The 17657-nt window shown below is 64.9% G+C and carries 15 protein-coding genes; 4 read left to right on the plus strand and 11 right to left on the minus strand.

Annotation, left to right across the window (positions count from 1 at the left end; genetic code table 11):
• Window positions 1-56 precede the first annotated feature (56 nt).
• The 3 genes from ACP92_RS05475 to pgi all read right to left on the minus strand — a co-directional run bounded on the left by ACP92_RS05475 (window position 57) and on the right by pgi (window position 4162).
• Complete coding sequence (locus tag ACP92_RS05475; RefSeq protein WP_034310514.1) at window positions 57-911, minus strand: SIS domain-containing protein; 855 nt, start codon at window positions 909-911, stop codon at window positions 57-59.
• A 43-nt stretch (window positions 912-954) separates the two neighbouring features.
• Window positions 955-2421, minus strand: coding sequence for a glucose-6-phosphate dehydrogenase (gene zwf, locus ACP92_RS05480; RefSeq protein ID WP_013233126.1), 1467 nt, complete (start codon window positions 2419-2421; stop codon window positions 955-957).
• Between the two features lie 76 nt (window positions 2422-2497).
• Window positions 2498-4162: a glucose-6-phosphate isomerase gene (pgi, locus tag ACP92_RS05485; protein WP_013233127.1), complete on the minus strand. Its 1665-nt coding sequence runs from the start codon at window positions 4160-4162 to the stop codon at window positions 2498-2500.
• A gap of 353 nt (window positions 4163-4515) precedes the next feature.
• Here pgi and edd point away from each other — a divergent pair, with 353 nt between their 5' ends.
• A complete protein-coding gene (gene edd, locus ACP92_RS05490; protein ID WP_013233128.1) occupies window positions 4516-6387 on the plus strand; it encodes a phosphogluconate dehydratase in 1872 nt (623 codons plus the stop codon).
• Entirely contained in the window at window positions 6384-7013 is a 630-nt protein-coding gene (locus tag ACP92_RS05495) for a bifunctional 4-hydroxy-2-oxoglutarate aldolase/2-dehydro-3-deoxy-phosphogluconate aldolase (RefSeq protein ID WP_013233129.1), read from the plus strand. The genes edd and ACP92_RS05495 overlap by 4 nt, the downstream gene beginning before the upstream one ends.
• Window positions 7014-7227: 214 nt before the next feature.
• Here ACP92_RS05495 and lgt read toward each other — a convergent pair whose 3' ends face one another.
• Window positions 7228-8064 carry a prolipoprotein diacylglyceryl transferase gene (lgt, locus tag ACP92_RS05500; protein ID WP_013233130.1) on the minus strand — a complete coding sequence of 279 codons (837 nt, stop codon included), beginning with the start codon at window positions 8062-8064 and terminating at the stop codon, window positions 7228-7230.
• A gap of 94 nt (window positions 8065-8158) precedes the next feature.
• Window positions 8159-9061, minus strand: a complete 903-nt coding sequence (locus ACP92_RS05505; protein ID WP_013233131.1) for a LysR family transcriptional regulator — start codon at window positions 9059-9061, stop codon at window positions 8159-8161.
• Between the two features lie 230 nt (window positions 9062-9291).
• Between ACP92_RS05505 and ACP92_RS05510 the strand changes: the two genes are divergently transcribed.
• Window positions 9292-9606 carry a c-type cytochrome gene (locus ACP92_RS05510; protein WP_013233132.1) on the plus strand — a complete coding sequence of 105 codons (315 nt, stop codon included), beginning with the start codon at window positions 9292-9294 and terminating at the stop codon, window positions 9604-9606.
• 63 nt (window positions 9607-9669) lie between these two features.
• Here the strand turns inward: ACP92_RS05510 and ACP92_RS05515 are convergent, their stop codons facing one another.
• The 5 genes from ACP92_RS05515 to ACP92_RS05535 form a co-directional block, all read right to left on the minus strand.
• Window positions 9670-10674 (minus strand): transketolase family protein, encoded by a 1005-nt coding sequence (locus tag ACP92_RS05515; protein ID WP_013233133.1) that lies wholly within the window; start codon window positions 10672-10674, stop codon window positions 9670-9672.
• Entirely contained in the window at window positions 10671-11516 is an 846-nt protein-coding gene (locus ACP92_RS05520) for a transketolase (RefSeq protein WP_013233134.1), read from the minus strand. Before ACP92_RS05520 ends, ACP92_RS05515 begins: the two co-directional genes overlap by 4 nt.
• Before the next feature lie 40 nt (window positions 11517-11556).
• Window positions 11557-13413, minus strand: coding sequence for a TRAP transporter large permease (locus ACP92_RS05525; protein ID WP_013233135.1), 1857 nt, complete (start codon window positions 13411-13413; stop codon window positions 11557-11559).
• Window positions 13410-14456 carry a TRAP transporter substrate-binding protein gene (locus ACP92_RS05530; protein ID WP_013233136.1) on the minus strand — a complete coding sequence of 349 codons (1047 nt, stop codon included), beginning with the start codon at window positions 14454-14456 and terminating at the stop codon, window positions 13410-13412. Before ACP92_RS05530 ends, ACP92_RS05525 begins: the two co-directional genes overlap by 4 nt.
• 73 nt (window positions 14457-14529) lie before the next feature.
• Complete coding sequence (locus ACP92_RS05535; protein ID WP_013233137.1) at window positions 14530-15279, minus strand: SDR family NAD(P)-dependent oxidoreductase; 750 nt, start codon at window positions 15277-15279, stop codon at window positions 14530-14532.
• A gap of 226 nt (window positions 15280-15505) precedes the next feature.
• Here ACP92_RS05535 and ACP92_RS05540 point away from each other — a divergent pair, with 226 nt between their 5' ends.
• On the plus strand, window positions 15506-16393 hold the full coding sequence (locus ACP92_RS05540) for a LysR substrate-binding domain-containing protein (protein ID WP_013233138.1): 888 nt from the start codon (window positions 15506-15508) through the stop codon (window positions 16391-16393).
• A gap of 309 nt (window positions 16394-16702) precedes the next feature.
• Here the strand turns inward: ACP92_RS05540 and ACP92_RS05545 are convergent, their stop codons facing one another.
• Window positions 16703-17638 carry a hypothetical protein gene (locus tag ACP92_RS05545; protein WP_013233139.1) on the minus strand — a complete coding sequence of 312 codons (936 nt, stop codon included), beginning with the start codon at window positions 17636-17638 and terminating at the stop codon, window positions 16703-16705.
• Between the last annotated feature and the right edge of the window lie 19 nt (window positions 17639-17657).

A 17657-nucleotide genomic window follows, 5' to 3' on the forward strand; every position in this document is an offset into this window, starting at 1 on the left:
GTACGCAATCGCGGCGGCTTGTCTGTCGGGCAATGGCTGACAGTTGAGCTGGCGCATCAGCGGAAGAAGGAATCGAACTGCATGTCGAATTTCTGCAGCGACTTCTGCGCGTTCTGCATCTTCTTGCGGAATTCCGGCCCGCGTCGCAGGGCTAGTCCCACCGCCAGGATGTCGATCACCACCAGGTGCGCCAGGCGCGCCGAGATGGGGGTATAGGGGTCGATGTTGAAGGACAGGTCGATGGGCACCAGCACCGTGGCCAGTTCGGCCAGGGGAGTACCCGACGGACCCAGCACGATGATGTCGGCGCCGCCCTTGCGGGCCAGCTGGATCGAGCGCAGCAGGGCGGCATTGCCGCCGCGCTGCGAGATGGCCACCACGCAGTCGCCAGCTTTCAACAGCGAGGCGGCAATGCTGTGGATGTGCGGGTCGGAATAGGCCACCGTGGGCACGCCCGAGCGGAAGAACTTGTGCTGGGCGTCGTTGGCCACGATACCGGAGGTGCCTTGGCCGTAGAACTCGATCTTGTTGGCCCGCGCCAGCACGTCCAGGGCCAGCTGGATGGCGTCCGGATTGAGGTGGTTGCGCAGGTCCAGCAGGGTATTGATGGAGCGGCTGCAGATCTTGTTGACCAGGTCGGCGGCCAGGTCGTCCTGGGCCAGCGTCTCGTCGGCGCCGGGCAGGGCCAGGGCCAGGCTCTGCGCCAGTTTCAGCTTGAAGTCATGCCAGCCCTCATAGCCGATGGCGCGGCAGAAGCGGATCACGGTCGGTTCCGACACTTCCGCATTCTTGGCCAGCGCCGTCAGGTTCTCCGCCAGCGCCAACTGCGGATTGGCGAGGATGGTCGCCGCCACCTTCTTCTCCGACTTGGAGAGGGAGTTGATGTGGGTGCGGATGGAGTCGAGCAGCATGGACATGATGGTCTATCGGTCTAGCGGTCTGGCGCAGCCGGCCTCAGACTTCCGGCAGCGCTTCTTCGCGCCATTGCAGGCCGTCGCGGCCGATCAGGGCGCTGGCCGCCGCCGGGCCCCAGGTGCCGGCGTTGTAGGGGACCGGATCGGCCTCCTGCTGGTCCCAGTGGTTGAGGATGGGCTCGACCCATTCCCAGGCGGCTTCCAGCTCGTCGCTGCGCATGAACAGGGTCAGGTGGCCGCGCAGCACGTCCAGCAGCAGGCGCTCATAGGCATCCATGCGCGGGGTCTTGAATTTCTCGCGGAAGTCCAGTTCCAGCTCTACCGGACGCAGGCGCATGCCGTCGCCGGGCTGCTTGGCCATCAGGTTCATGTGCAGGCCTTCATCGGGCTGCAGGCGGATCACCAGGCAGTTGGGCGTATCGTTCTGGTGCGCGAAGATGGAGTGCGGCACGCTCTTGAAACGCACCACGATCTCGGCCAGCGAATCGGCCATGCGCTTGCCGGTGCGCAGGTAGAAGGGCACGCCGGCCCAGCGCCAGGTGTCGATCTCGGCCTTGACCGCGACATAGGTCTCGGTGCGCGAGTCGGGATTGGCGTCGGCTTCCTTGCGGTAGCCCGGCACGGCCACGCCATTGACGTGGCCGGCGCGGTACTGGCCGCGCACCACGTTCATGGCCAGCGTGGTGGGGGTAAAGCGCTTGAGCGAACGCAGCACCTTGAGCTTTTCGTCACGCACGGCGTCGGCCGAGTTCGATACCGGAGGCTCCATGGCGACGATACACAGCAGTTGCAGCAGGTGGTTCTGCAGCATGTCGCGCAGCGCGCCGGAGGTGTCGTAGTAGTCGAAGCGGCCACCCACGCCGAGCTCTTCGGCGATGGTGATCTGCACATCCGAAATCCACTCACGGCGCCATAGCGGTTCGAACAGCACATTGCCAAAGCGCAGCGCCAGCAGGTTCTGCACCGCTTCCTTGCCGAGGTAGTGGTCGATACGGAAGATCTGCGATTCCTGGAAGTAACGGCCAACCTGGGCGTTGATGTCGCGCGCGCTGGCGAGGTCGCGGCCCAGCGGCTTTTCCAGCACCACGCGCGAAGCGGGCGTCACCAGGCCGCCCTTGGAGAGGTTCTCGCAGATGGAGGCGAACAGGCTGGGCGGTGTGGCCAGGTAGAACACGCGCGCCAGGCCTTCGGTGTCGCGCAGCGCTTCCTTGAGGTGGACAAAGCTGGCGCCATCCTTGGCATTGACCGAGGCGTATTGCAGGCGGTTGCAGAAGCGTTCCCAGACCGCCTTGTCCAGATTGGCCGCCGGCACGTGGGGTTTGGAATCCTTCTCGACGATCTGGATGAATTCCTCGCGGGTCTTTTCATCGCGGCCCAGGCAGACGATGCGCGCCTCAGGCGGCAGGTCGCGTGCGCGGTCGCGGGCGTACAGGGCGGGCAGCAGCTTGCGCATCGACAAGTCGCCGGTGCCGCCAAACAAAACCAGATCGAAATCGGAAATAGCCATGGTGTGGATTCTCTTGTCTCTTGTGCGTCGTCTTCGTTGATCAAGGCGCGGCGTGCCGCTGCGCTCTGCTACGTGTTCAGTGCTGCTGGTCTGCTTGCCTTGCCTGCCGCGCCAGCGCGATCAAGGCGTTGGTGGAGGCGTCGTGCAAGGCTGGGTTGGGTTCGCTGCGCAACTCGCCGTGGATGGTCTTGGCCAGCACCTTGCCCAGCTCCACGCCCCATTGGTCGAAACTGTTGATGCCCCAGATGGCGCCTTGCACGAAGGTCTTGTGCTCATAGAGCGCAATCATCGCACCCAGCGCATGCGGGCTCAGTTCCGGCAGCAACAGGGTATTGCTGGGACGGTTGCCGTCGAAGGTTTTGTGCGGCAACAGCGCGGCGAGTTCCGCAGCGTCCACGCCCTGGCGTTCCAGGTCGGCGCGCACCTCATCGGCCTGTTTGCCGCGCATGAAGGCTTCGGACTGGGCGAAGCAGTTGGCCAGCAGCACATCCTGGTGCTCATCAATGCCGTGCGAGGGCTTGAGCACGGCAATGAAATCGATGGGCGTCACATTGGTGCCCTGGTGCAGCAACTGGAAGAAGGCGTGCTGGCCGTTGGTGCCGACATCGCCCCAGATGAAGGGGCAGGTGGCTACACCCACCGGCGTGCCGTCGCGGGTGATGCGCTTGCCGTTGCTCTCCATGTCCAGCTGTTGCAGGTAGGCCGGGAAATAGCGCAGCCATTGGTGGTAAGGGGCTACCGACAGCGATTCGCTGTTGAAGAAGTTGCGGTTCCAGATGCCGATCAGGGCCTGGATGACGGGCATGTTGGCTTCCAGCGGCGCGTCGCGGAAATGGCGGTCCATCGCATGGGCGCCGGCCAGGAAGGCTGAAAAATGCTCAAAGCCGATCAGCAGCGCAATGGGCAGGCCAATAGCCGACCACACCGAATAGCGTCCGCCGACCCAATCCCAGAAGGGGAACATGTTGTCGGGGTCGATGCCGAAGGATTCCACCTCGGCGGCATTGGTGGACACGGCCACGAAGTGACGCGCCAGATCGGCTTGCTGGCCATGGCGCAGGAACCAGGCCCGCGCCGACTTGGCGTTGAGCATGGTCTCCTGCGTGGTGAAGGTCTTGGAGGCGACGATGAAGAGAGTGGTCTCGGGATCGACGCGGGAGAGCACCTCATCGAGGTCATGGCCGTCCACGTTGGAGACGAAATGCGTAGTCAGCCGTGCGTGGCGGTAGTTGCGCAGGGCCGTGCAGACCATCTGCGGGCCCAGGAAGGAACCGCCGATGCCGATGTTGACGATGTCGGTGATCTCGCGTCCGGTGTAGCCGCGCCAGGCGCCGCTGCGCACGCGCTCGGAAAAATCGCGGATATGATCCAGCACCGCATGAACCTCCTGGCTCACAGGCTGTCCGTCCACTTGTGCATCACAGGCCTGGGCCGGTGCGCGCAAGGCCGTGTGCAGCACGGCGCGATGTTCGGTAAAGTTGATCTTCTCGCCCCGGAACATGGCCTCGCGTAGCGCTTCCACGCCGCGCTCGCGCGCCAGGCTCATCAGCAGCGCCAGGGTCTCGGACTCGATGCGGTTCTTGGAATAGTCCAGCAGCAGGCCGGCAGCGCGTACATGCATGCGCTCGAAACGGTCGGGCTGTTGCGCGAAGAGTTCGCGCATGTGCCAGGTGACGGCCTTGGCATGATGGTGTTGCAAGGCCTTGAAGGCGGCCGTGTCGGTCAGTGCAGTGGTATGCATGGTCTGGTGTCGGTTGGCGGTCGGGCCGGGCCTGCGGACCAGGCAGCAGCTTGCTGGCTGGCAAGGATGGGCGGGCGGCCGCGAGTCTTGGTCTTTCTTGGTGCAACGATTGGACTATACATCATTTTCGACAAAATGGTAATTTCACTACAGTTTATGACGTCGTCGTTACATCGTTGCGCCAGCACCGTCGCCGCCCGGTAATCCAGACTGATACGGCTTTTTGCGCAGATTTTGTAAGGCCAATGAAAAAACGCATGGTTGCGGCATGTTGCAGTGCTCTAAGTGTATGATTTCATTCGTTGAAAATTGTGTAGTAAAATTACATTGTTAACGCTAACAGGAACCCGACAATGCCTCTCAACGCTACCTTAGCCAGCGTCACCCAACGCATCGCCGAACGTAGCCGTCCCTACCGGACCGCTTACCTCGAACGTCTGGAAGCGGCCCGCCGCAAGGGCGCACAGCGCGGCGCGCTGGCCTGCACCAACCTGGCCCACGGCTTCGCCGCCTTCCCCGCCAACGACAAGCTCAAGCTCAAGGAAGACAAGGCGCCTTCGCTGGCCATCGTCTCGGCCTACAACGACATGCTCTCGGCGCACCAGCCGTTCGAGCGCTTCCCCCAGATCATCAAGGACGCCGCCCGTGAAGCCGGTGCGGTGGCCCAGTTCGCCGGCGGCTCGCCGGCCATGTGCGATGGCGTCACCCAGGGCCAGGCCGGCATGGAACTGTCGCTGTTCTCGCGCGACGCCATTGCCATGGCCACCGCCATCGCGCTGTCGCACAACATGTTCGACGCTGCGCTCTACCTGGGCGTGTGCGACAAGATCGTGCCGGGCCTGCTGATCGGCGCGCTGCACTTCGGCCACCTGCCGGCCGTGTTCGTGCCGGCAGGTCCCATGACCAGCGGCATGAGCAACAGCGACAAGGTCAAGATCCGCCAGCTCTACACTGCCGGCAAGATCGGCCGCGCCGAGCTGCTGGAAGCCGAATCCAAGTCCTACCACGGCGCTGGCACCTGCACCTTCTACGGCACCGCCAACAGCAACCAGATGCTGATGGAAGCCATGGGCCTGCACCTGCCGGGCGCGGCCTTCATCACCCCCAATACCCCGCTGCGCGATGCGCTGACCGCAGCGGCCGCCAAGCAGGCCGCCAAGATCACCGACCTCGGTACGCAATACACCCCGGTGGGCCGCATGATCGACGAAAAGTCCATCGTCAACGCCATCGTCGCGCTGCACGCCACCGGCGGCTCCACCAACCACACCCTGCATCTGGTCGCCATCGCCAAGGCGGCCGGCATCGTGATCGACTGGGACGACTTCGACAAGCTCTCGGCCGTGGTGCCGCTGATCACCAAGATCTATCCCAACGGTACGGCTGACGTGAACCACTTCCATGCTGCCGGCGGCACCGGCTTCGTGCTGCGCGAGCTGATCGATGCCGGCCTCATGCATGACGACGTCACCACCATCCTCGGCCAGGGCCTGCGCCAGCACTGCAAGGAGCCGATGCTGGCCGCCGAGGGCGAGAATGGCCGCCCCGGCATCGTCACCTGGCACGACGCCCCCGCGCAGAGCGGCGACGAGGGCGTGCTCGGCACGGTGGCCAAGCCTTTCGCCGCCGACGGTGGCTTGAAGCTGCTGCAGGGCAACCTGGGCCGCGCCGTCATCAAGATCTCGGCAGTCAAGCCCGAGCATCGCGTGGTGGAAGCGCCCGCCGTGGTATTCCATTCGCAGGAGGCTTTCATGGCCGCCTTCAAGGCTGGCCAGCTGGACCGCGACTTCGTCGCCGTAATCACCTTCCAGGGCCCGCGCGCCAACGGCATGCCCGAGCTGCATGCGCTCACGCCAGCGCTGGGCATCCTGCAGGACAAGGGCCGTCACGTAGCGCTGGTTACCGATGGCCGCATGTCGGGTGCATCGGGTAAAGTACCGGCAGCCATCCATGTCACACCGGAAGTGCTGGGTGGAGGTCCACTGGGCCGGGTGCGCGACGGCGACATCATCCGCCTCGATGCCGAGGCCGGTACGCTCGAAGCCAAGGTCGACGCCACCGAATGGGCGGCACGCAGCCAGGACAGCAGCGACCTGTCGGGCAACCAGCATGGCATGGGCCGCGAATTGTTCAGCCTGTTCCGCAACGCGGTGGGAACCGCAGAAGAGGGCGGCGCCACCTTCGGCCTGCCGCCGATTTTTGAGAAAGAGAAAGTCACGGTATGAAGACCACACTGGAAATCATGCGCGCCTCGCCGGTCATCCCGGTGATCGCCATCGACAAGTTCGAACACGCCGTGCCGCTGGCGCGCGCCCTGGTCGCAGGCGGTATCCGCGTGCTGGAAATCACCCTGCGCACCGAACATGGCCTGCCGGCCATCCGTGCCATTGCCGAGTCGGTGCCGGACGCCATCGTCGGCGTGGGCACGCTGACCTCGCCCGAAGAGTTCACCGCTTCGCGTGATGCGGGCGCGGTCTTTGGCGTCTCGCCGGGCCTCACGCCCGCGCTGATCGAAGCCGCCAAGCGCAGCGGCCTGCCCTTGCTGCCGGGCGTGATGACGCCCTCCGAAGTGATGGCCGCGCGCGAAGCGGGTTTCCGTCAGTTGAAGCTGTTCCCGGCCGTGCCGGCCGGCGGCGTGGGCATGCTCAACGGCATCGCCGGTCCCTTGGCCGACGTGTCCTTCTGCCCGACCGGCGGCATCACGCAAGAGACCGCGCCGCAGTTCCTCGCCTGCAAGAACGTGGTCTGCGTGGGCGGCTCCTGGCTGACCCCCAAGGCGGCCATCGAGGCGGGTGACTGGGACAAGATCACCGAGATTGCCAAGGCGGCCAGTGCGTTGAAGAAGGTTTGACGGCTGCCTGACGACTGCTTAACGGTTGCGTAACGGTTAATTACGCAGATGCAATGACTACCGTTCGCACTGAGTAGCGGCATCGCCGCGTATCGAAGGCGCGCTTTCGATACGCTGCTTGCGCGGCGACTCAATCCGAACGGGCGGTGGATGCAGAAAAGAAAAGGGCGGTACCGAATCATCGGTACCGCCCTTTTTCATGCGCAAGACGGGATTACTTCTTGCCCGCCAAGGCTGGTTCCGCAGGCGCCTGCGCCTGCTGCCTGAGCCTGTAGGCCAGCACCAGCAAGATGATCCCCAGCACGATCATCGGCACCGACAGCATCTGCCCGGCCGAGATGGTGATGCCGCCGAAGTGCACCTCATAGTCCGGCACGCGGAAATACTCGGTGAAGAAGCGCGCGCAGCCATACAGCAGCGAGAACATGCCCGCCACCGCCATGCGCGGCCGGGAGTGGCGCGAGAAGATCCACAGGATGATGAACAGCAGGATGCCATCGACCAGCATCTGGTAGATGGGCGAGGGATGGCGCGGGATGTTGTCCACATTGGGCCAGATCATGGCCCAGGGCAGCGAGGGATCGGCAGGACGGCCCGGCAGTTCGGCATTGATGAAATTGCCCAGGCGGCCCGCGGCGTAGCCCAGCGGCACCATCGGGGCGATGAAATCCATGATGTCCATCAGGTTGCGACCACGCTTGCGGCCCCACAGGTACATCGCCAGCATCACGCCCAGGAAGCCGCCGTGGAAGGACATGCCACCCTTCCAGACCGCGATCATGTCGGCCGGATGGGCAAAGTAATAGGCCGGGTTGTAGAACAGGATCTCGCCCAGCCGCCCGCCCAGCACCACTCCGAGCACGCCATAGAAGAGCATGTCGTCCAGGTCTTCCTTCTTCCAGCCGACGGCGGCGATGTGCGGTTGCTTGATGCGCAGGCGGCCCAGCGCGATGAATTGGGCGAAGGCCAGCAGGTACATCAGGCCATACCAGTGGACGGCCAGTGGCCCGATGTGGACGGCGATCGGGTCGGGCATGGGGTGGACGAGCATGAGTTTGATCTTTCTGTTGTTGGGCGGGACGGCGATTGGAACGCGGTGGGCAGCGCAAGTTCGCACAGGGCTTCCCGGCGCGCGGGAGGAGCGCTCAGGCCGGCTCGTCCAGCAGTTCCAGCAGCGCCCGCAGGACGCTGGAGGGACTGTCGCGCCGCCAGGCCAGGCTGGTCTGGATGGCCGGGGCCGGGTCGCTCAGCCGTCGGTAGTCCACACCCGGGCGTTTCAGGTTCGACACGGATTGTGGCACAAGCGCCATTCCCATGCCAGCCGACACCAGACCGACGATGGTCTGCATCTGGATGGCTTCCTGGCCGATATGGGGCGTCACCCCGGCATCGCGGAAGCACGACAGGATGGTGTCATGGAAGGCCGGCGCGATGCGGCGCGGGAAGATGATCAGCGGCAGCTCGCGCAGGCTCTTGAGTGACACCGGTCCGCGCTTCCTGACCGCGCCCTCGGGCAGCGCTGCAATCAGCGGTTCGGACAGCACCGGCCGCACCTCCAGCAGGGCGGCCGCCTTTTCGGGCAGCGGCGGCAGCAGCAGGCCGGCGTCGATCTTGCCTTGCAGGAGGTCTTCCAGCTGGACGTCGGTGGTGGCTTCGCGCAGTTCGATCTGCACTTGCGGGTAGTGGGCGCGGAAACGCTGCAGCAGCGGCGGCAGGATGCTGTAGTCGGCGCTGGAGATGAAGGACAGGGACAACAGCCCCGACGCCCCGCTGGCGGCGCGCCGCACCAGGTCGGGCAGGGCGGCGGCCTGCTGCAGCAGGCGCTGGGCTTCCGGCAGCAGGGCTGCGCCCGCCGCGGTCAGCGCCACGCTGCGCTTGGTGCGCTGGAACAGCGGCGTGCCCAGCAGTTCTTCCAGCGCAGCGATGGTCTGCGACAGCGGTGGCTGGGTCATGTGCAGGCGGGCGGCGGCGCGGCCGAAGTGCATCTCTTCGGCGACGGCGGCAAAGTAGCGCAGCTGGCGCAGTTCCAGGCGGGGCAGGTCGGACATGGCTGATATCGGATCCGAATCAATCGGGCCCTCATGATATCCCCGCGCGATATCAAGCGACAAGCCGCCGCGCTGGGGGGACGATCGCGCAGGAGATTTGATCTATGACAGATATACGTCCGGGCAGATAGTGGCGGTCCGGGGAAGCCGGGTAGAATAGCCCCGCCTGCGAAAGCGGCGGCTAGACCCTTGCCGCAGGCCCGTCGTTCACCGCTAGCTGAGGAGCCTCCATGAAATACCTGTTGTTGATCGCCACCCTGGTGGCCGGTTCGGCCATTTCCGCCGAAGCCATGGCCAATGCCCAACTGGCCAAGTCCAAGAATTGCATGGCTTGCCACTCGGTGGACGCCAAGATCGTCGGTCCCGCCTTCAAGGAAGTGGCCAAGAAATACGCCGGCCAGAAGGATGCCGAAGCCAAGCTGACCCAGAAGGTGCTCAACGGCGGCGGCGGCGTCTGGGGCGCAGTGCCGATGCCGGCCAACAAGGGCCAGGTCAGCGAGGCCGAAGCGCGTGAGCTGGTGAAGTGGGTGTTGACGCTGAAGTAAGTGATCGGCGCTGTGAGGTAAGACGAAAAGGAGACCTAGGTCTCCTTTTTTTGTGCACAGAGCTTACTTCAACCACTCCTTGATCCGCCTTCCCAACACCTCGCAACTGATCCCATAACGATCATGCAAGGTCGGCAGCGCGCCGGCGTCCAGGAAGGCGTCCGGCAGGCCGGCCAGCTGGAAGCCGGCCGGCTGCACGCGGTGGCGCATCAGCGTGGTGGCGACGATCTCGCCCAGGCCGCCGACCACCGAATGGTTCTCGGCCACCACCACCAGACGGTTCTTCTTCTTGACCTGCGCCACTACCGTGGCTTCGTCGAAGGGCTTGATGGTCGGGCAGTGCAGCACGGCCACGCTCACCTTGTCGGCTTCCAGCGCCTTGGCCACTTCCAGCGCGCGCATGGTCATGAAGCCGCTGGAGATGATCAGCACATCATTGCCGTCGCGGATTTCCTTGGCGCGACCCAGCTCGAACCGGTAGTCGTATTCATCCAGCACCAGCGGCACATTGCCGCGCGCCAGGCGCATGTAGACCGGACCCTGGTGCGCGGCGATCTGCGGCACGGCCTGTTCCAGGTCCAGCGCATCGCAGGGGTCGACGATGGTCATGCCGGGGATGGCGCGCATCATCGCCAGGTCTTCGGTGGCCTGGTGGCTGGGGCCGTAGCCGGTGGTCAGGCCCGGCAGGGCGCAGCAGATCTTCACGTTCAGGTTTTCTTCGGCAATCACCTGGTGGATGAAGTCATAGGCGCGCCGGGTGGCGAAGACCGCATAGGTGGTGGCGAAAGGCACCAGCCCTTCCTTGGCCATGCCGCCGGCGGCGGCCATGAGCAACTGTTCGGCCATGCCCATCTGGAAGAAGCGCTCGGGATAGGCCTTCTGGAACAGGTGCAGGTCGGTGTACTTGGCCAGGTCGGCGGTCAGGCCGACGATCTCGGGACGGTCGGCGGCATAGTCCACCAGCGCCTTGCCGAACGGGGCCGCCTGCACGCGCTGCCCCTCGGCGGCGATGGAGGCGATCATGGCCGAGGTGGTCAGGCGCGGTTTCTTGTCTGCGACGGTGTTCATGCTTGGCTTCCTTGTTGATAAGACTGGTCGAGGATGGACAGCGCCTGCTGCCATTCGGGCGGATCGACACGGATGAAGTGGTTCTTCTCGCGCTGCTCCAGGAAAGGCACCCCCTTGCCCATCAGGGTGTCGAACAGGATCACGCGCGGCTTGGCGTCCTTCAGGTTGCGGGCGTTGTCGAAGGCCTGCACTACGGCGGCCAGGTCGTTGCCATCGACGCGCTGCACATACCAGCCAAAGGCCGCCCATTTGTCGGCCAGCGGCTCGAAGCCCATGATCTTGCCGGAGGGGCCATCGGCCTGCTGGTTGTTGATATCGACCAGGCAGATCAGATTGCCCAGCTGGTGATGCGCCGCGCCCATGGCGGCTTCCCAGGTCGAGCCTTCATCCAGCTCGCCATCGGACATGGAGTTGTACACAAAGGCCGGGTTGTTGTTGTAACGCAGGCCCAGCGCCATGCCCACGCCGATGGCCAGGCCCTGGCCCAGCGAGCCGCCGGAGATTTCCATGCCCGGCGTATAGGTGGCCATGCCCGACATGGGCAGGCGGCTGTCATCGCTGCCATAGGAGTCCAGCTCTTCGTCGGGGACGATGCCGGCTTCGATCAGCGCGGCATACAAGGCGATGGCGTAGTGGCCGTGCGAGAGCAGGAAGCGGTCGCGGCCGCTCCACTGCGGGTCGTCCGGGCGCAGGCTCATGGCGTGCTTGTAGGCCACGGCCAGCACGTCGGCCCAGCCCAGCGCCTGGCCGATGTAGCCCTGGCCCTGGACCTCGCCCATGCGCACGGCATTGCGGCGGATGCGGTATGCGCTGGCGCGCAGGTTTGCCAAATTGTCAGACATTGCGAATCCTTGCTTGTGGATGAGTGTGTTCGGAAAAAGATCAGAGGAAACCGATAGAGAACCAAGGCACGAAGGCCACGATCAGCAGGCCCACCACCAGCGCACCCAGGTAAGGCCAGATGCGCTTGACCGCCACGTCCGGATGCACGCGGCCGATGGTGCAGGCGGCGTAGTAGCCCAGACCGAAGGGCGGCGCGAACAGGCCCACGCCCATGGAAAGGATGATGACCATCGCGTAATGCACCTCATGCACGCCAATGGCCTTGGCCACCGGGAAGAGCAGCGGCGCGAACAGCACCATGGCGGGGATACCCTCCAGCACGCTGCCCAGCACGATGAAGGCCGCGATGGACACCAGCAGGAAACCATACTTGCCGCCCGGCACGCTGGTCATGGCTTCGGCCAGCGCATGCGAGAAGCCCGACTGCGTCAGCGCCCACGACATGCCGGTGGCCGTGCCGATGATGAAGAGGATCGCGCCCGACAGGGCTGCGGTATCGACCAGCATCGGATAGAGCCGCTTCCAGTCGAACTTGCGGTAGACCAGCAGACCCGCCACCACCGAATAGGCGATGCCGATGGTGGAGACTTCGGTGGCGGTGGCGACGCCTTCGACCACCGCTGTGCGGATCAGGATGGGCAGCAGCAGCGCCGGCAGGGCGATGATGAGCGTACGCAGCACCACGCGGCCCGGGGCGCGCTGGATGCCTTCCATGATCTCGGCGCTGCGCCAGCGCGCCAGGATCGCCAGCAGCACGGCCAGCACGATGCCCGGCATGATGCCGCCGGTGAAGAGCGCCGCAATCGACACGCCCGCCACCGACCCGATGGTGATCAACACCAGCGAGGGCGGAATGGTCTCGGCCATGGCGCCGGAAGCGGCCAGCAGCGAAATGAGCTCCCCCTCGTGATTGCCACGGCGCTTCATCTCCGGCAGCAGCACCGGCGCCACGGCCGCCATGTCGGCGGTCTTGGCGCCGGAGATGCCCGACACCAGCAGCATCGCGCCCAGCAACACATAGTTGAGGCCACCGCGCACATGGCCCAGGAGCGAGGCCAGGAAGTCCACCATGGCCTTGGCCATGCCGGTCATCTCCACCAGATGGCCCAGCAGGATGAACAGCGGCACCGCCAGCAGGATCAGCGAAGACATGCCTTCATCGAAACGTCCGGCCACCACCGCCAGCGGGCTGGTGGTCACGGTCAGCATGAAGGCCACTGTCGCCAGGCCAAAGCAAAAGGCGATGGGAATGCCCAGCAGCACCGACACCGCCAGCACCAGGCCGAAGAACACCACCAGGTTCCAGTTGCCGATGGCCTGCAGCCAAGCCGCGCCGAGGTACATCGCCCCGGCCACCACCGCCAGCAGGGCCAGCACGCCGACCAGGTCCACCAGCTTCTGGCGCGAGATGCGCAGCAGTGAGAGGGCGATCATCAGCGCCGCACCGACAGCCACGGCGGCGGCGCGTACGGTATTGGGCCAGCCCAGGGCAGGGGTCTGCACGAACATTTCGTCTTCGGCGTATTCCCACATCGGATGCATCAGGATCAGCAGCATCACGCACGGTGCGATGATGGCCAGGGCTTCGGCCCACGCCTTGCCGCGTTCGCTCATGAAGCCCACCAGCACCGTGGTGCGCATGTGGGTACCGCGGCGCAGGGCCACGGCGGCGCCGAGATTGGCCAGCCAGAGGAAGAGGATGGAGGCCAGTTCATCGGCCCAGGGGATGGGGTTGTTGAAGATGAAGCGCATGATCACGCCCGCCAGCAGCACCGCTACCTCGCCCACCACCAGCGCCGCGGCGGGGATCTCGATGGCCAGGCCCAGCCAGTGTTCCAGGCGCGCAGCCAGCGAGCGCTCATCCGCCACCGGCTGCTCCAGCGACAGGGCGCTCATCCCAGGCTCCCTACGCTGTTCTGCAACAGCTTCCAGGCGTCATCGCCGAACTTGGCGCGCAGGTCCTTGTAGAAGCTGCCACGGGCCAGCGCTTCCTTGAAGGAATTCTTGTCGGCTTCGATGATCTGCACGCCCTTGCCCTGCAGATCGTTGCGGGCAAAACCGGACAGCGAGGCAATGTCGGCGCGTTCGTCGGTGGCGGCCTTGTCCAGTTCGCGGCGCACGATTTCCTGGATGTCCTTGGGCAGTTTTTCGAAGGCGCGGCGGTTGCCCAGGATCCAGTAGGCGTCCCAGACGTGGTTGGAGATGGTGCAGAACTTCTGCACCTCGTACAGGCGCGCCGTGCTGATGATGGCCAGCGGGTTTTCCTGGCCTTCGACCAGCTTGGTCTGCAGCGAGGAATAGACCTCGTTGAAGTTGATCGGCGTCGGGCTCGCGCCCAATGCGCTGAAGAGCGAAGTCAGCATCGGTGCGGCCGGTACGCGCAGCTTCAGGCCCTTGAGGTCGGCGGCGGTCTTGATCGGCTTGGTCGAGGTGGTGATCTGGCGGAAGCCGTTATCCCAGGGCTTGGACATGGTCAACAGGCCGACCTTCTCGATCTGCGCGCGCACATAGGCGCCCAGCGGGCCATCCATGGCTTGCCAGACTTCCTTGTAGTCGTGGAAGGCGAAGCCGGTGTTGACGATGCCGGCCGCCGGCACCAGGGTGGAGAGCACCACGCTGGCCTGGTTGAAGAATTCCACGCCGCCATTGCGGATCTGCGACATCAGGTCGGTATCCGAACCGAGCTGGTTGGCCGGGAACAGCTTGATGTCCAGCCGGCCGCCGGTGGCTTCGCGGATGCGATCGATGGCCTGCTGCGCACGCTTGTTGACCGGGTGCGACGGATCCTGGCCGGTGGCAAACTTGTAGTTGAACTCGGCCGCATTGGCCGGACGGCTCATGATGGAAAACAGCGGCAGCGCCGCGCCCACGGCGCCGGCCTTGAGCAGCTGGCGGCGGCTCACGCTGGTCTTGCCGGGTTTGCTGTTGTCTTGGTTCATGTCTGGTCTCCTGTTTGTTCTGATGTCGGGAAAGAGGCCGGCCAGGCCGGCGTGTGCGAGCATTAAGCTGCGTTTAATGAATCAGCATTCCACCATTAACGTCCAGCGTGATGCCGGTGCAGTATTGTGAGAGGTCGCTGCCCAGAAAGACGCAGGCGCCGCCGATGTCGTCGGCACGGCCCAGGCGCGCCAGCGGAATGGTCTCGGCGATCTCGGCCTTCTTTTCTTCGGTGAGCTTGCCCTTGATGATGTCGGTGCCGATCAGGCCCGGGGTGATGCTGTTGACGCGGATGCCTTCCGGACCGAACTCGCGCGCCATGGCGCGGGCCAGGCCGAGCACGCCGGCCTTGGCCGCCGAGTAGTGCGGACCGCCCAGGATGCCGCCGCCGCGCTGGGCCGACACCGAGGAGATGCAGATGATGGAACCGTTCTGCTGCGCGCGCATGGCCGGCAGCACCGCCTGCGACATGTAGAGCGTGCCGCGCAGGCTGACGTCGAGGATGCGGTCGTAGTCGGCGCCGGTGATCTCCAGCGTCTTGACCGGCTGGGTGATGCCGGCATTGTTGACCAGGATGTCGATGCGGCCGAACTGCTGGAGGATGGCCGCCGCTGCCGTTTCGCAGGAAGCCTTGTCGGTCACGTCGGCCACCAGGCCCAGATGCTGGCTGCCGATGCGCGCAGCGGCCGCCGCCGGATCGGCCTGGGCCAGGTCCAGCACCACCACGCGGGCGCCTTGCTCGGCCATCAGGCGCGCCGTGGCGTAACCCAGACCATTGATTCCTGCACCGCCGGTGATGACGGCAACCTTGTCCTTGAGCAGCATGTCGTGTTCTCCAGATGTTTGCGTTGATGTGCGGAACACCGGAGACAAAGCGGGTGCGTGTCTGCGCCAGGCGCAGCATGCGTAGGGGGCGATGCAGCCGCCAGGCTGTGCACCGTTGTCTCCGTTTTTGTTCTGATGCGCATGGTCGGACTTTCCTCGCCTGACGACAAGCGAAGTCTCGTCATGTTAAAGTGACGGATCATCATCTTAGCTGCAGAGCCCGCCCATGGCCGTTCTCCCGCCCTTGCCCAACCTCCAGGCCTTCGAAGCGGTGGCCCGGCGCAAGAGTTTTGCGCTGGCCGCTGCCGAACTGCATCTGACCGCCTCGGCGGTGAGCCACCAGGTGGCGCGGCTGGAGTCTTACCTGGGCATCCGGCTGTTCGAGCGCAGCGCCCATGGCGTGCGCATCACCACGGCAGGGGAGGCCTACCTGGCGCGCATCCAGGGCGCGATCTCGGCCATCACGGCGGCGTCCATGGATGTGCGCCAGGGCGTCAGCAACACGCTCTACATCCATTCCGCGCCCAGCATCGCCAGTCTGTGGCTGATGGCGCGGCTCAATGATTTTGCGCGCAGCTATCCGGAAATCACCTTCAATCTGTCGGCGGCGCATTCGCAGAGCAATTTCGAGCTGGGCGAGGTGGATATCGATATCCGCTATGGCATTCCCAACTGGCCGGGGCTGGTGGTGGAGCCCTTGTTCGAAGAGCGCATCGTGCCCCTGGCCAGCCCCGCCTTCATCCGTGAATACCGGCTCAGGAAGCCGGCTGACCTGCTGGGCGTGAAACTCATCCGCAGCAATGTCAGCGTGGTGCAGTGGGCCGACTGGTTCGGGGAATTTGCGGACGTGCGGGCGCCCGAGCAGTTCGCGGTGCGGTTCGACCGGGCGCAGATGTCACTGGATGCGGCCACGCAGGGACTGGGCGTGGCGCTGGAGAGCGCCACTGTGGCGGCGCGCCACCTCGAGGAAAAGAAACTGAAACCCATCTTCGGGCTGGAGCGCGCCATCAAGGTCAAGGCGCACTTCGCCGTCTATCCCGCCCACCATGCGCGGCGGCCGGCGGTGGCGGCGTTCCTGGAATGGCTGCGGGAGCAGGCGGATGGGCAGGGGTGAGTGGCTCATGCAATCCGCATAACGTTCGACCTGATCCATCCTTTGGCGCTGTATCGAAGTCTGTCCTGAGGCTGTTGATCGGGGGGGGGGCGGACGGCGCGCCTTCGATACGGCCCCTGCGGGGCCTACTCAGGTCGAACGGTGGTCGGGGTGATTGCGTAAACGGCTCCTTGACGCCAACGCTGGTCATTTGCCGGATGACTCGACTCCCGTTCGGCCTGAGTAGCGGCGCAGCCGCGTATCGAAGGTTCACCGGCGGCGCAGCCCTTCGACAGGCGCAGGGCGAACGGTCGTTGGCAATCGTGGACATTAACTCCCCGGCTTTTGCTGCCGTGCGACTTCCTTGCGCTTCATCGATAGATACTCTTCCCGCGTGAGCTCATGTAACTGCCGGGGATATTGCTCGGTCGCGCCATACCAGGCTGCCAGGCGCTTCTCCAGCCGCTCGCCGGCGGGCGCCTCTAGTGCGGCCAGGTAGGCATCGATGGCCAGGTAGTAGCGCATGGTGTTGCGCTCCACCGTGGCGCGGCTGCCCGAGACATACTGCGCCTGGCCGTTGGCGTCACGCTTGACGACGCTGAAGCCGACCTTGTCGCGTCCCACCGTCATCAGGTAGGCGCGCAGGGCCAGCCTGCTGGCCATGCCATAGGAATAGGCATAGCTGAAATGCAGGAAGGAACGGCGCTCGTCCAGCGGGATGGCTTCGATCTCGATGCGATAGTTGGAGGTGTCCAGCGGCCCCTTGTCCGCCAGCATCGAGGAGGAGAAATACTCCGCCGCGCTGCTCCCGCCGTGGTAGCGCAGATCGACCCGGTAGGTGTCGTTGAGGTCCTGCTCGGTCTTCTTGCCGACCTGCATGCGCAGGGTGGTCTTGCCGCCTTCGCGCAGCAGCCGGCAGTACTTGGTGTTGAGGTGCAGGATCAGGATGTCGCACCAGTGTTCGGGACCGTCCAGCGCCTCGCGCACCTGGGCAAAGGGATAGGCCAGCACGGCGTAGATATCGCCCTTGACGGTGCTGTCCTGCTCACGCGAATTGAGATACAGCGGGCGCTGGTAGGCATTGTTGCTCAGTTCGCCCTGCAGCTCTTCATAACGGCTCTTCATGGCCGCCATACCGGCCTGGGTCTGATTCTGGGCCTGGGCCTGCGCAGCACCGCAGAGGACCAGCGCCAGTGCGGCGCAGGCCATCAGGGGCCGTGACAGACGGGACAACGTGGATCGCAAACGGGACTCCTCTCTCTCCATTCAAGCCTGCCAATTCAGC

Origin of the sequence: Herbaspirillum seropedicae (assembly GCF_001040945.1) — a bacterium.
Lineage (GTDB): Bacteria > Pseudomonadota > Gammaproteobacteria > Burkholderiales > Burkholderiaceae_D > Herbaspirillum > Herbaspirillum seropedicae.